The organism is Pseudidiomarina tainanensis, assembly GCF_900115255.1.
Taxonomy (GTDB): Bacteria; Pseudomonadota; Gammaproteobacteria; order Enterobacterales; family Alteromonadaceae; genus Pseudidiomarina; species Pseudidiomarina tainanensis.
Map to the genome: position 1 here is coordinate 1 of NZ_FOYU01000003.1, position 13,746 is coordinate 13,746.

The 13,746-nt window shown below is 48.9% G+C and carries 12 protein-coding genes and 4 tRNA genes; all 16 read right to left on the bottom strand.

From position 1 onward, the window contains the following. Nucleotides 1-524: GTP-binding protein (locus tag BM292_RS08540; RefSeq protein WP_143434086.1), on the bottom strand; the 524-nt coding region annotated here is incomplete at its 3' end. Nucleotides 525-633: 109 nt separating this feature from the next. Then, a tRNA-Thr gene (locus tag BM292_RS08545) sits at nucleotides 634-709 on the bottom strand. A 15-nt stretch (nucleotides 710-724) separates the two neighbouring features. Then, nucleotides 725-799: transfer RNA gene (locus BM292_RS08550), tRNA-Gly, on the bottom strand. Between the two features lie 66 nt (nucleotides 800-865). After that, nucleotides 866-950 (bottom strand) — tRNA-Tyr (locus BM292_RS08555). A gap of 17 nt (nucleotides 951-967) precedes the next feature. Beyond that, nucleotides 968-1,043: transfer RNA gene (locus tag BM292_RS08560), tRNA-Thr, on the bottom strand. 89 nt (nucleotides 1,044-1,132) lie between these two features. After that, nucleotides 1,133-2,431, bottom strand: a complete 1,299-nt coding sequence (locus BM292_RS08565) for an adenylosuccinate synthase (protein WP_092857613.1) — start codon at nucleotides 2,429-2,431, stop codon at nucleotides 1,133-1,135. Between the two features lie 76 nt (nucleotides 2,432-2,507). Further along, nucleotides 2,508-3,674, bottom strand: a complete 1,167-nt coding sequence (locus tag BM292_RS08570; protein ID WP_092857615.1) for an aminotransferase class V-fold PLP-dependent enzyme — start codon at nucleotides 3,672-3,674, stop codon at nucleotides 2,508-2,510. 140 nt (nucleotides 3,675-3,814) lie between these two features. After that, nucleotides 3,815-4,699, bottom strand: a complete 885-nt coding sequence (hflC, locus tag BM292_RS08575; RefSeq protein ID WP_092857617.1) for a protease modulator HflC — start codon at nucleotides 4,697-4,699, stop codon at nucleotides 3,815-3,817. 3 nt (nucleotides 4,700-4,702) lie between these two features. Next, nucleotides 4,703-5,890: an FtsH protease activity modulator HflK gene (gene hflK, locus BM292_RS08580; RefSeq protein WP_092857619.1), complete on the bottom strand. Its 1,188-nt coding sequence runs from the start codon at nucleotides 5,888-5,890 to the stop codon at nucleotides 4,703-4,705. Between the two features lie 50 nt (nucleotides 5,891-5,940). Continuing rightward, on the bottom strand, nucleotides 5,941-7,236 hold the full coding sequence (gene hflX, locus BM292_RS08585) for a ribosome rescue GTPase HflX (protein ID WP_092857621.1): 1,296 nt from the start codon (nucleotides 7,234-7,236) through the stop codon (nucleotides 5,941-5,943). Between the two features lie 26 nt (nucleotides 7,237-7,262). Beyond that, the gene (gene hfq / locus BM292_RS08590; RefSeq protein WP_092857623.1) at nucleotides 7,263-7,514 is read right to left on the bottom strand and encodes an RNA chaperone Hfq; all 252 of its coding nucleotides are present in this window, start codon (nucleotides 7,512-7,514) and stop codon (nucleotides 7,263-7,265) included. A 145-nt stretch (nucleotides 7,515-7,659) separates the two neighbouring features. Further along, nucleotides 7,660-8,616 (bottom strand): tRNA (adenosine(37)-N6)-dimethylallyltransferase MiaA, encoded by a 957-nt coding sequence (gene miaA, locus BM292_RS08595; protein ID WP_092857625.1) that lies wholly within the window; start codon nucleotides 8,614-8,616, stop codon nucleotides 7,660-7,662. Next, entirely contained in the window at nucleotides 8,613-10,328 is a 1,716-nt protein-coding gene (gene mutL, locus BM292_RS08600; RefSeq protein ID WP_092857627.1) for a DNA mismatch repair endonuclease MutL, read from the bottom strand. The genes miaA and mutL overlap by 4 nt, the downstream gene beginning before the upstream one ends. Before the next feature lie 14 nt (nucleotides 10,329-10,342). Further along, the gene (locus BM292_RS08605) at nucleotides 10,343-11,656 is read right to left on the bottom strand and encodes an N-acetylmuramoyl-L-alanine amidase (protein ID WP_092857629.1); all 1,314 of its coding nucleotides are present in this window, start codon (nucleotides 11,654-11,656) and stop codon (nucleotides 10,343-10,345) included. Continuing rightward, nucleotides 11,656-12,135, bottom strand: a complete 480-nt coding sequence (gene tsaE, locus BM292_RS08610; protein ID WP_092857631.1) for a tRNA (adenosine(37)-N6)-threonylcarbamoyltransferase complex ATPase subunit type 1 TsaE — start codon at nucleotides 12,133-12,135, stop codon at nucleotides 11,656-11,658. Before tsaE ends, BM292_RS08605 begins: the two co-directional genes overlap by 1 nt. A 22-nt stretch (nucleotides 12,136-12,157) precedes the next feature. Next, complete coding sequence (locus tag BM292_RS08615; RefSeq protein WP_092857633.1) at nucleotides 12,158-13,684, bottom strand: NAD(P)H-hydrate dehydratase; 1,527 nt, start codon at nucleotides 13,682-13,684, stop codon at nucleotides 12,158-12,160. Between the last annotated feature and the right edge of the window lie 62 nt (nucleotides 13,685-13,746).

Consider the following 13,746-nt stretch of genomic DNA (forward strand, 5'->3'; position numbering starts at 1 on the left):
GCTGAACCTTGGATTACTGGCAAGTCGTCGCCTGGGAAGTCGTACTCAGAAAGAAGTTCACGAACTTCCATCTCAACCAATTCCAACAACTCTTCGTCGTCTACCATGTCACATTTGTTCATGAACACGATGATGTATGGAACGCCAACCTGACGTGACAACAAGATGTGCTCACGAGTTTGTGGCATTGGGCCGTCAGTTGCCGCTACTACCAAGATAGCGCCGTCCATCTGCGCAGCACCGGTGATCATGTTTTTAACATAGTCAGCGTGCCCTGGGCAGTCTACGTGTGCGTAGTGACGTGATGGAGTGTCGTACTCTACGTGTGAAGTTGCGATGGTGATACCACGCGCTTTTTCTTCTGGTGCGTTATCGATTTGATCGAATGCACGTGCTGAACCACCGTAGGTTTTCGCCAATACTGTGGTGATCGCAGCGGTCAGAGTAGTTTTACCGTGGTCAACGTGGCCGATAGTACCGACGTTAACGTGCGGTTTGGAACGTTCAAATTTTTCTTTTGCCATGACAGCCTCTTTTTGGACAACGTACGGTGGTTTAACACCAACAATTGAAAATCTTTAGCCGGCGATTATGCCGAAATAAGCGAGACAAGGGAAGAGTTGGCCTGATGCGTGGTGCTGATAGGCGGATTTGAACCGCCGACCTCACCCTTACCAAGGGTGCGCTCTACCAACTGAGCTATATCAGCACAATACAGATTATTTGGAGCGGGTAGTGGGAATCGAACCCACATCATCAGCTTGGAAGGCTGAGGTAATAGCCATTATACGATACCCGCATGCCTTGAATCGGGCCACCTCAAACCATTCTGGACTCACCGCATTCGCATGACCATGCTAAAAAGTGGTGGAGGGGGCAGGATTCGAACCTGCGAAGGCTGAGCCGTCAGATTTACAGTCTGATCCCTTTGACCGCTCGGGAACCCCTCCAAAACCAGATTTTAAAATGGTGCCGGCACCAAGAGTCGAACTCGGGACCTACTGATTACAAGTCAGTTGCTCTACCAACTGAGCTATGCCGGCACCCCGGTTAGGTGGAGCGCATTCTATTGTATCGATTTTGATGATGCAATAGTAAATACCAATTTTTTTAGCTTTCTTGGTTCGATTGGTTAATTTGCGAACGGATGGCGCAAAATAATCGTCTCACCGCGGTCTGGGCCTGTTGAAATAATATCCACTGGCACACCAGTTAAAACTTCAATTCGTTTAATATACGCAAGTGCTGCGGTCGGCAGATCTTTGTGCTGCGTGATACCCACAGTACTATCATTCCAACCTGGCATGGTTTCATATACTGGCTCGACAGTTTCGTAATCTTCTGCTGCCATTGGTGGATATTCTACCACTTCGCCGTTTGGTAATTTATAGCCAACACAAATCTTCAGTTCTTCGAGACCATCTAATACATCAAGCTTGGTTAAGCAAAAGCCACTGACAGAGTTAATTTGTACCGCACGACGCGCTGCTACTGCATCAAACCAACCAGTACGACGTTTACGCCCTGTTGTTGCGCCAAACTCATGGCCTTTCACGCCTAAATGTTGACCCACTTCGCATTCAAGCTCAGTTGGGAATGGGCCGCTACCAACACGTGTGGTATACGCTTTCACGATACCCAATACGTAATCGATGTAACGCGGACCAAAACCAGCGCCGGTCGATACACCACCTGCAGTTGTGTTGGACGAGGTCACGTACGGATAAGTGCCGTGATCGATATCCAACAAGGTACCTTGCGCACCTTCAAACATGATGTGCTGGCCCGCTTTACGAGTTTCATCAAGTAACGCAGGAATGTCAGCAACCATGCCTTGAAGCTGTTTGGCAACGTCTTCACAGTATGCGAGTACGTCATCAACATTCACTGGCTCAACTTTGTAGTAGTGCACCAACGTGAAGTTATGGAATTCGATTACTTCACGCAACTTTTCTTCAAATCGTGCGAAGTTAAACAAATCGCCGACGCGTAGGCCACGACGCGCAACTTTATCTTCGTATGCAGGACCGATACCACGTCCGGTTGTGCCGATGGCTTTGTTTCCGCGGGCTTTTTCACGCGCTTGGTCTAACGCGATGTGGTAAGGCAAAATTAACGGACAAGCTTCGCTGATAAGCAAACGATCACGAACTGGCACGCCGCGTTGCTCAAGCATGGCGATTTCGGTCATGAGAGCTTCAGGTGACAACACCACGCCGTTACCAATCACGCATTTAACGTTTGCGCGCAAGATACCCGATGGGATTAAGTGTAAAACGGTTTTTTCACCGTCGATGACCAGGGTGTGCCCAGCGTTATGTCCGCCTTGATAGCGAACGACTAGCGACGCCTTATCGGTCAGCAAATCAACGATTTTGCCTTTACCTTCGTCACCCCATTGTGTACCTAGAATTACTACATTTTTACCCATGATCTCGCTACCAGCAGTTACTGTTGAAAAAACAGGCGGCGATTTTAACAGGTATTTCGGGGCGACGGTAGCCCGATCAGTTCTGACTCAACGCTTTTTTGAATTGTTGATAGTCGGCAACGTCGTGATAAATGGCAAAGCCAAAGCGCAACCGTTCGCCGCGATAATCGGTTTCGATACCGCAATGGCTAAGTTGCTCCGCAAGTTGCTCAACAAGCGCTGCGTTGTTGAGTCTAAACGTCAAAAAGTGCCCGTGGTGTGCTAAATCATTGACGATCAAATTGCCACGATGAATGTGGGGATGTTGCACCTCTTCAAGAATAGTCAGAAATTCCCGTTGTAAGCGCTGCACGTACGCGTGCATCGTATCGACAGTAAGCCCATCTCGGTGCCACCAAGCCAGCACACTCTCAAGCCGATAGACGGCTGAAAAATCCATCGTTGCACCGGCAAAGCGCATACCATCGTCGGCGTATTGAACGCTAGCTTGTTGTGGTTTGGCAAGATTGACGAAATCCGCGAACCAGCCGGTAAATTCCGGCCGTAACTGGCAGCCCTTGGGCACGGCCATGAAACAGCACCCTTCCCCAGCCTGCAAATATTTATAGCCACCGGCGAGGTAAAATACACGGTCAGCGATGGTAGATAAATCTGTGGGGATAGCACCACAACCATGGTACCCGTCGATAATAATCTGTGTTTGCTCTGGCACTTCATCTAGCCAAGTTAAAGGATCGGGCGCCACCACCCCTGAATTGAAAAATACCTGGCTGGTGAAGATGATATCAAACGAACCTTGTTTAATTGCATCAAGCCAGCGCGCTTCAAACGTCTCATAGGGTTCGGTTGGAACGCTTTCAAATTGTACGTTAGAACGCTCTTGTAGGCGTCGAATTTGCCTTGCGAAGCTATGAAACTCGCTATCGGTGCTTAATATCTTTAACGGTTTGTCTGGCGCAAAACTTGAAATGACGCGATACAGCAACTCATGGGTATTACCCGCGAATACAAATTGCTCAGGGTGTGGATGATTCAATAACGCGGCCAAATATCGTTGTACCGCAGGAACACGCTCGCCAAACACGATATCCCACTTATGGTCTACGCCACGCGCACTATCGTCCCAATAAGCCAGTTGGGCATCGCGTGTCACATCCGGCCAATAGTGATGGCTGTGCGGCGCAAAATGCAGACTTTGAGGATGTTCTTTAAAGTAGCGACTGTAGTGCTGTTTATACGTCATGAGCTGCTGTCCGTTGTTCGTTATTCGTCGTTCGTTATTCGCTTGAGATTAAACACAAAAAACCCGCGGGACAACCGCGGGTTTCTAATATCCAATATCTAATAGCTAATATCTAAAAGCTAATATCGCTTTTGCTTTTATTAATTCGCAGTCGCTTTGTTTAGATATTTGAAGAAGTCGCTGTCTGGCTCAAGTACCAAAACATCGTTACCCTCTTCGAAGCTCTTTTCGTAAGCTTGTAAGCTACGAATGAAAGAGAAAAACTCAGGATCCTTGCTGTATGCACCGGCATAAATGCCAGCAGCTTCCGCATCACCTTGACCACGCAATTGACGTGATTCACGCTCCGCATCAGCAAGCATAACAGTTACGCGTGCATCAACATCGGCACGAATGAACTCAGCCTGCTCACGACCTTCTGAGCGGTGCTCCATCGCCACGGCTTGACGTTCCGCGCGCATACGCTGGAAAATTGACTGACTGACTTCGGTCGGCAAGTTAATTTGCATCACCCGCACATCAATCACTTCAATACCCAGTTCTTGCGCACTATCAGCACCTCGAATCAGTGCTTCGCGCATTAAGTTGTCACGCTCGCCTGACACGATTTCTTTGATGGTACGGCTACCAAATTCAGCACGAAGACCACTGCTAACACGACGGGTTAAAAGCGCTTCAGCTTGTGCTTGGTTACCACCATTGGTCGAAAGATAGTAAGTCGCAAAATCAGAGATACGCCATTTCACATAGGTATCAACGATTAAGTCTTTTTTCTCGCTGGTTACAAAACGATCCGGATTACCATCCAGTGTTTTGAAACGTGCATCAAGGCGTTTTACATCTTCAATAAATGGTAACTTGAAGTGCAAACCTGGGGCGTACACTGTTGCTTCGCCGGTATCCGCATCACGCAGAACTTTACCGAACTGCACAACAATAGCGCGTTGACCTTCTTTCACCACGAACACTGACGAAAAGCCAAGAACGACAGCGACGATAACTAATACAGCTACAAAGTTTTTCATCGTTTACCCCCGACCATCGTTAAAGCGATCGCTGGTACGAACGCTATTACTTGAACGTGATGTATTGCTTGGTTCATTGCTCGTTGCGCTACGCGTTGGGCTCGAATTCGTGCCCTGCGCTTCGTTACGCGCTGGTTCTTGCGTTGCGCGTTGCTTCTCAAGAATTTTATCGAGCGGCAAGTACATCATGTTATTGCTACCTTCAACATCAACCATAACTTTGGCGGTGTTGCTGTAGATCTTTTCAAGGGTTTCAAGATACAAACGCTCGCGGGTTACAACCGGTGCAGCTTTGTACTGAGGTAGTAACTCTTCGAAACGTGCAACTTCACCCTGAGCTTTTAACACGGTCTGTTCACGATAAGCCTGAGCTTCTTGCAAAATACGGCGTACTTGACCACGTGCGAGCGGTTCAATTTCACGTGCATAAGCTTCAGCTTCACGAATAAAGCGTTGCTCATCTTCTTGTGCCGCAATCGCATCATCAAATGCGTCTTTGACTGCTTCTGGCGGACGCGCTGGTAGCAAGTTGACGTCAACCACCTGAATACCCAACTGGTATGGTGCGATGATATTTTCAAGCAGTTCTAAGGTGTTTTGGCGTACGCTTTCACGACCAACTGTCAGCACTTCGTCCATGGTGGTGTGCCCCACGACAAAACGCAATGCGCTATCGGTTGCCTGTGCCAAACTACGGTCAGCATTTTCAACCGCATAAAGGTAATCACGCGGATTCACAATGCGATACTGAACGTCAAGCTCAACGTGCACAACGTTTTCGTCTTGCGTCAGCATGAAGCCTTCCGACTGGAACTGTTGAACGTTACTGACGTCAACGGTTTCGACGGTATCAACTAGGAATGGCCGCCAGTGTAGGCCAGACTCAACAAGATTGTGATATTGGCCGAAGCGCAAGACCACGCCACGTTCAGCTTCTTTCACCGTGTAGAAGCCCGCAATAAACCAAATGACAACGGCGAGAATGACAATGACGCCAATACCGCGAGATGGAATCCCACCACCGCTTTTATTGTTGCCACCACCGTTACCTTTATTGCCACCAAGACCTAACTTGCCAAGCAAGTTACGAATTGCTTCATCTAAATCAGGCGGGCCTTGATCGCGGCCGCCTTGGTTTTTCCATGGATCACGGTCATTGTTATTACCGTTTCCCGGTTGATTCCAGGCCATTGATTACTCCAACTCTGGGTAGTTTATAAATAAATTTTTAATTCTTGTCGCTATTCTACAAAGCCTTGCAGGCTATCGCCATACTCTTCGGCGACTTGCTTACTTAAGCGCTGCCAATCAACTGCGGACATGCGCACATGCAGCGCCAATTGGCCATCATCACAGGCTTTTTCACCGGTCACGCTTTTCATCGCATACAGCTTACCACGTAACTTGCCCATTGACGGCGGAATTCGTAAGGATACGTCAACCATGCTTGGACGCAAGCGTTGCACCAGCGCTTCTTGTAACAAATCAATTCCTTGACCAGTTTGCGCCGATAACCAGACACGTATTGGTAAGCCATCATCATTGGTATCTATACGTGCGTTACCGTCTGCTAGTTTATCAATCTTGTTACAAATCAACAGCTGCGGGATTTCATCGGCGCCGATTTCGTTTAAAACTTCCTGAACTTGATGAATATTTTCCGCCTGACGCTCGTCTGCCACATCAATCACATGAAGCAATAAATCGGCTTCTTGTGTCTCTTGTAACGTCGCTTTAAATGCAGCGACAAGCTCGTGGGGCAAATGACGAATAAAACCTACCGTGTCAGCCAGGATAATCGGTCCAACATCGGGCAACTCAAGTTTACGCAGGGTTGGGTCGAGCGTAGCAAACAATTGGTCGGCGGCGTACACTTGCGCTTCCGTAATCCGATTGAATAGCGTGGATTTGCCGGCGTTCGTATAACCAACCAACGAAACCGTCGGAATCTCCGCGCGCTGGCGTGCACGACGACCTTGCTCGCGCTGCTTTTGCACTTTTTCAAGCCGACCTAAAATATTTTTGATACGACCGCGAATTAATCGCCGGTCGGTTTCTAGCTGAGTTTCACCCGGCCCGCGTAAACCAATACCACCTTTTTGGCGTTCCAAGTGGGTCCAACCACGAACCAAACGGGTTGATATATGGCGAAGCTGCGCCAACTCGACCTGTAGCTTACCCTCGTGAGTACGCGCACGCTGCGCGAAGATATCAAGGATCAAACCGGTACGATCGAGCACGCGACACTCACACAATTTCTCGAGGTTACGCTCTTGGGTTGGGCTTAAACTATGATTGAATATGACGATATTGGCGTCGAGCAATTTAACCTGATCGGCAATTTCTTCCGCTTTACCAGAGCCGACAAAGAACCTTGAGCTAGGGGTACTACGCGAAGCTGTCACCACGCCGAGAGTTTCCACGCCAGCGGATGACACTAATAGTTTGAGTTCAGAAAGGTCTTCACGATCGATTTCGGCTGGGAAATCAACGTGGACCAGGATAGCCCGCTCACCACTTTCAAACCTATCAAACAAGCTATCACTGCTCCTTATTGGTTGTCTTAATCAATTGCCTCTTCGCTGTTTTCGCCAATAGGCAGATAGTTCTGCGGAATACGCGCAGGAACAACAGTCGAGATGGCATGCTTGTAAACCATTTGGCTTACCGTGTTTTTCAATAAAATGACAAATTGGTCAAATGATTCAATTTGGCCTTGTAACTTAATTCCATTAACGAGGTAAATTGACACCGGAACGCGTTCACGGCGCAACGCATTCAAAAACGGGTCTTGTAAAGTTTGCCCCTTAGCCATATTCGATTTCCTTTTTTGTTATTGTTTGTGTCTGGCAACAACTTACCGCCCGCTCATGCCAGTCACTTCTAATATAGTTGAATTCCCGCAATTTCACAGCAGACTGTATTTTATTTCAGCTTATACTGAATATAAGGTGAATGTTTTAGTTTTCAAGGTTGTTTTGTGTAAATAACTGCGCTGGTTTTGCACAAATTGCTAAAGCATCTGTCACCAACGTTGGTGACTCAGTATCAAGCCAATGAACACCAGGCCATTTCCGTAACCATGTCAATTGTCGCTTGGCTAACTGACGAGTGGCAAAAATGCCGCGATTAATCATTTCTTCGTAATCATAGTCGCCATCGAGATACTGCCAAGCCTGACGGTAACCAACACAACGTATCGAAGGTAAATCGATATGTAAATCAGACCGTCGTCGTAGTGCTTCGACCTCATTAAGAAAGCCTTGTTCCACCATTTGACGAAATCTTAACGCAATACGTTCATGGAGCACCGCACGATCACTTGGCGCGACTGCCATTTGAATAATCGGATAGGGTAATGCGCCGTCACGCGTCGCCGTTAATTCAGTCAGCGTTTTGCCACTAATTCGATACACCTCGAGCGCGCGCAATAATCGCTGTGGATCGTTAGGATGGATGCGTTGCGCACTGGTTGGGTCAATTTTCTGCAATTCAGCATGCAACGCTTCAAGGCCCTGCTGTTCCAATTGCTGATTTAACTCAGCTCGAATCGCAGCATCAGCCTCTGGCAATTTTGACATACCTTCAAGTAATGCTTTGAAGTACAGCATGGTACCGCCAACCAGCAATGGAATTCGGCCGGCGGCAATAATTTGATCGATTTCGCGACGCGAATCCGCAGCAAATTGTGCTGCCGAATAATTCTCAGCAGGGTCGCAAATATCAATTAAACGATGCGGTGCTTGCGCTAACTCTTCGGCGGTTGGTTTCGCGGTACCAATATCCATCCCGCGATAAATCAACGCAGAATCCACCGAAACGATATCACACGGTAAATGTTTCGTGAGCGCTATTGCTAACCCAGTTTTACCGGCTGCTGTTGGGCCATACAGACAAATCACATGTGGCTGCGTCATCGTAAGGCCTCCGGGATTTGCGGTAACGATACAGCTAACCAAAATGACGCTGGGCTGTCGTTTAGCTCAAGCGTATAGGCAAGCCAGTGCTCTGCTTGTGCCAAAGAGTAATGCGATTGCACTTGGTGCAATGCCAACCAAGCGATAAGTTCTTGCTGATTGTCTAATTTGCTGAGTAACGTTCGCATACTTGTCGCGATATCTGTTTGTCGCAGTGCCGATGGGACATCGAGCACTGTCACCGATTGCTTGCCAATTTCAAGACGCACACCAAGCAGAGCCAGCTGTTTCAAGTCCGCTGATTTTAATGCCGACACAATGTCTGGGTCAGACAGTTTCACAGGGATTAGCAGCGGCTGGCCAGCCAAACCAATTTTAGCTTGTTGGTTTAATTGTTGCTGTAAAAAATAATGTTGCACCTGTTGCAAGTTGAGCAGTGCTAAAGACTCTCGCTCGACCAACGCAAACCGTTGCTGAATGATGGTCAGCACTTTATTCGTTTCGGTACTGCCGTGTGCTGCAATAGGCGTCGGTGATTTTGCCGGCGTTACGAAATCGGCATAACTGGCAACTTGAGTTGGTGATACCGATGCTCGAGTCGGAAAGATTTCACGGTGCTGTGGCTGTAATTCTCGCACTTGCTGCGCCAAAGCGGCAGAGCTTTCCGTGTAGCCGTGTTGCGCGCGATTTATCGGTTCTGCACTTGGTTGCGGTTGCTGTGCAGCAATCGCTTGGCGCACCGCAGTTAGCACAAAATCATGAATCTGGCGGGCTTGGTGAAATCGCACTTCATGTTTTGCTGGGTGTACGTTCACGTCCACATCTTGGGCAGGTAGCTCAAGATATAAGACAAACGTCGGCGCCCTATCATCGGTTAAGCTATCACCGTACGCTTGACGCACGGCATGCCCTAACAGTCGGTCGCGCATCATGCGGCCATTCACATAAAAGTACTGTACATCGGCCTGATGGCGGCAAGCATTCGCCGGTGCCACCCAGCCCCACAATCGAACGGGTCCCGATTGCTCATCAATAGCCAAGACGTCGGAAGTAAAGGTTCCACCGCAGACTTGTCCTACGCGTTTTATGTATTGCTCTGGGCTTTGCACAGCCACATATTGACGCACTATTTTGTCGTTATGGAGCAATTGAAATCGCACATCAAAACGCGCTAAAGCTATACGCCTTAGCACTTCATCAATATGACCGAATTCGGTTTTGTCGGTACGTAAAAATTTTCGCCGCGCTGGCGTATTGAAAAATAAATCCTGCACATCAACGGTGGTGCCTTGCGGGTGACTTGCCGGCGCTAGCTCGGCCTGCATATCGCGCCCCTCTACCCACGCTTGCCATGCTTGCTCGGCTGTTGGCGTTTTGGAGGTTAAAGTTAATCGCGAAACCGAACTGATACTTGCTAATGCTTCGCCACGGAAGCCTAGGCTTTGAATCGCTTCTAAATCACTTAGCGAACTAATTTTACTGGTGGCATGTCGGCTTAAAGCAAGCGCTAACTCGTCGCGCGGAATACCACCACCATTATCGCGTACGCGTATACGCCGCCGTCCACCCTGCTCGATGTCGATGGTTATTTCTGTCGCGCCCGCGTCAAGGCAGTTTTCGACTAATTCTTTAACAACGGATGCGGGGCGTTCAATCACTTCTCCTGCCGCAATCTGGTTCGCCAGACTAATTGGCAGTAATTGAATAGGCATGTCTAAAACCTAATTTATGAAGACGGAATTTCTAGCTTCTGGCCAATATGTAGCACGTTACTTGAAAGACTATTACGATCTTTAATGGCTTTCACTGTGGTGTTGTAGCGTTGTGCTAAAACCGACAACGACTCACCAGAGCGAACAATATGCGTGCGACTGCGGCTGGTCGCAAACAAGGTGCCATCAGGAGGTCGCCGCTGAAAATAGTTGCGTACCCCTTGATAAATAGCGCGCGCCAGTTGTTGCTGATGCTTATTCGTGAGTAATTGCTGTTCTTCTTGCGGGTTCGAAATGAAGCCCGTTTCAACCAGCATCGACGGTACATTTCCTGAAGTTAATACCGCTAGACTGGCGTGCTGAGGTTCATGCTTATGCATGTGCGCCACACGCTTCATTTCAGCGATAACTTCTTTAGCCATCTCATAACCTGTGCTCATGGCATGGCCCATACTTAAATCGAGAATAGTTTTGCTGATATATCCGTAGGTGTCATCTTCTTCAAGACGCATATCGACCCCACCGAGAACATCCGACATGCGCTCTTTATCCTCGAGCATCCGACCCATTTCGTTATTTGCCCGCCGAGTAGACAGCACCCACACCGAGGCACCGCGTGGTTTCGGACTGGTAAACGCATCCGCATGAATCGACACCAGCAAGTCAGCCTTAATATCTTCGGCTTTGCGCGTTCTGGCTTTCAAGCCCACATAATAGTCGCCTGAGCGAATCAGATAAGCCTGCATGGCGCTGTCTTGGTTAATGATGTCAGCAAGTGCTTTGGCAATTTTCAGCACCACATGTTTCTCATAAGTTCCACGTGGGCCAATCGAACCGGGGTCATCACCGCCGTGACCGGCGTCAATGGCGATGGTGACTTTACGTTCTTTCAATTGCTCAACCGTTAAAGCTTCCGTGCGGCGCTCAATGGAACGTCCCGGCAGGTCAATCACCAAGCGTTCGCCATAACGGTCGTTCGCTGCCAACGGAAACACAATCGCATCAATTTTATCAGTCAGCTCGATGACAATGCGGGTTGAGTTTTTATCTTTTGGGGTGCTGGTACGAACTTTATTGATCAACAACGATTCATTTTGTAGCTTGGCTAAATCAACATTCAGCTTCGTCGCATTGAAATCAATCACTAAGCGGTAAGGCGGCGCTTGGTAGAGCGTGAAATAGCTATAATCGGCGGCCGCACCCATATCAAAGACAACACGGGTATTGTCTGGCGCAGGCCAAATCCGAATATTTTCAATCTCGTTCGCGTAAGCTGCGCTGCTCAGCAAGCAACACAACATCGCCACTTTCGCTAAAAAGTTTCGCATTACATGGTATCGAGTAACTCTCGGCCTCGTTCTGTTAGCGCTTCTAACGTGATTGATCGCGCCGTATCCGCATAATCAATCGTTATAATTATATCTGGCTGCGGCAAATAACCTTCGCCACGCTGCGGCCATTCCGCGAGAATGATTCTATGAGTCCCAAGGTAATCACGGATGCCCATAAATTCAAGCTCTTCTGGATCAGCAAGCCGATACAAATCGAAATGATTAATCTGCCATGGTGCTAAGTCGTAACTTTCCACAAGGGTATACGTTGGGCTTTTGACGTGGCCCTGATGCCCAAGTTGTTGAATAAAACCACGGCTAAAGGTGGTTTTCCCTGCCCCGAGCTCACCTAACAAATAAATCGTCAGTGCGCTTTCTGCCACACTGTCTTCATGCGCTTTAACGGCATTCGCCAACTTTCGCGCAGCTTCGAGTAACGCCGCTTCATCTTTTAAAAATAACCTGTGCTTGTGCATGAACCCCTACTCATTCAAGTTTTTAAGCGCCGATTTTAATGCCTTGGTGCGGATTCACAAGGGTGCGCAGCTCACCCAATAAATCGCTCGGTAGTGTACCACGTTCTCCTCGCTGCGCAGCCATTTCGCCGGCCACAGCGTGCAACCACGCGGCGATAGCCAACACCTCATCAATAGGGATTTGTTCAGCTGTTTGTTGCGCCAGCAACGCGCCTACTACACCACTTAACACATCACCACTACCACCAACTGCTAATGCCGGTGAGCCGCGCCGACACACCCATGCGTCTTGCTGTTGTGGCGATTTCACTAAAGTGCCTGCTCCTTTGAGTAGAGTATACGCCTGAAAGTTCTGACAAATTTGTGTAAGTGCGCGCAATCGATTCGCGTTGACATCACTTGTACTAAGGTTAAGCAAACGCGCGGCTTCGCCAGGGTGTGGCGTGAACAACCAGACACTTGCGGCAGGCTTAGCGATGGGCTGCGCCGCAAGGCTATTCAGCGCATCAGCATCCCACGCAACGGCGCCTTGCCATTGCGCAACCTGCTCAACCAAAGCACGAGCCCAAAGGCTTTGACCTAGTCCAGGCCCAATTACCACCACCGTCGCGCGTTTTAATAAAGCAGATAAATCGTTATCGACGGCATGAACCATTAATTCCGATTGCGCCGCTGCAATCGCTAAGTGCGACTCTTTGTGACAGGCAATCGATACCTTACCGGCACCGCATCGCAACGCCGCTTGTCCGGCAAGCAACGCAGCACCACTCATACCAGGGCCACCACCGACAATCAGAACATGACCAAAATCGCCCTTGTGCGCAGATTTGTTGCGTGGATGTAAGTGCTCACTTACTAAAGAGCTTTCAATCGCCCGCAATGTTGGAGGGGTTTTAAAAAACGCGCGGCTGACACCGAGATCGGCAAGTATAAGCTCACCGCAATAGGTCGCTGCAGCGCCGGTAACCAAACCGGTTTTCAAAGCAATCATGGTTACCGTGCAGCTTGCTTTCACTGCTGTCGGCATTGCCACACCGGTATCGCTATTTAACCCGGTAGGAACATCAATGGATAACACCCAGCCAGCAGAGTTGCGCCGATTAATGAGATCGACCGCCTCAATAAACAACATCGACAACTCACGATCCAGCCCGTTGCCAAGCATGGCATCAATAATCACATCAGCGCTTTCAACATGCATTGCTGTTAACGTTGCTAAATCGATAACGGTGCCACCTTGATCACGCCACGCTTGTGCGGCTAGCTTCGCTAATTCTGAACGCGGCTCGGTTGCCGCAATCTGAACTCGGTAGCCCGCTTGTTGTGCTAGGCGAGCTAACACCCAACCGTCGCCGCCGTTATTACCGGGTCCGCATAAGATCAATAGGTTGGCAGGGGCAGCTCGTTTGTGTTGAATAACATCAAGGCACGCTTGTGCGGCGCGCTGCATCAGTTGTGCCATACTCACGTCACATTGTGCGGCAGCATCTTGCTCGCCATCGCGCACTTGTTCTGCGGTGTAGATCATGCTGGTTAAATCAACTGACATCGGTGCATCCTTTGGCCGTTTTTGCTATGTTAGCGCCACATCACGCTGCGTATTAGTGTAGA

Excerpts from the sequence above, each read along its gene's own strand:
- BM292_RS08565 (WP_092857613.1), bottom strand. The coding sequence starts at position 2,431 with ATGGGTAAAAATGTAGTAATTCTAGGTACACAATGGGGTGACGAAGGT.
- BM292_RS08570 (WP_092857615.1), bottom strand. The coding sequence starts at position 3,674 with ATGACGTATAAACAGCACTACAGTCGCTACTTTAAAGAACATCCTCAA.
- hflC (WP_092857617.1), bottom strand. The coding sequence starts at position 4,699 with ATGAAAAACTTTGTAGCTGTATTAGTTATCGTCGCTGTCGTTCTTGGC.
- hflK (WP_092857619.1), bottom strand. The coding sequence starts at position 5,890 with ATGGCCTGGAATCAACCGGGAAACGGTAATAACAATGACCGTGATCCA.
- hfq (WP_092857623.1), bottom strand. The coding sequence starts at position 7,514 with ATGGCTAAGGGGCAAACTTTACAAGACCCGTTTTTGAATGCGTTGCGC.
- miaA (WP_092857625.1), bottom strand. The coding sequence starts at position 8,616 with ATGACGCAGCCACATGTGATTTGTCTGTATGGCCCAACAGCAGCCGGT.
- mutL (WP_092857627.1), bottom strand. The coding sequence starts at position 10,328 with ATGCCTATTCAATTACTGCCAATTAGTCTGGCGAACCAGATTGCGGCA.
- BM292_RS08605 (WP_092857629.1), bottom strand. The coding sequence starts at position 11,656 with ATGCGAAACTTTTTAGCGAAAGTGGCGATGTTGTGTTGCTTGCTGAGC.
- tsaE (WP_092857631.1), bottom strand. The coding sequence starts at position 12,135 with ATGCACAAGCACAGGTTATTTTTAAAAGATGAAGCGGCGTTACTCGAA.
- BM292_RS08615 (WP_092857633.1), bottom strand. The coding sequence starts at position 13,684 with ATGTCAGTTGATTTAACCAGCATGATCTACACCGCAGAACAAGTGCGC.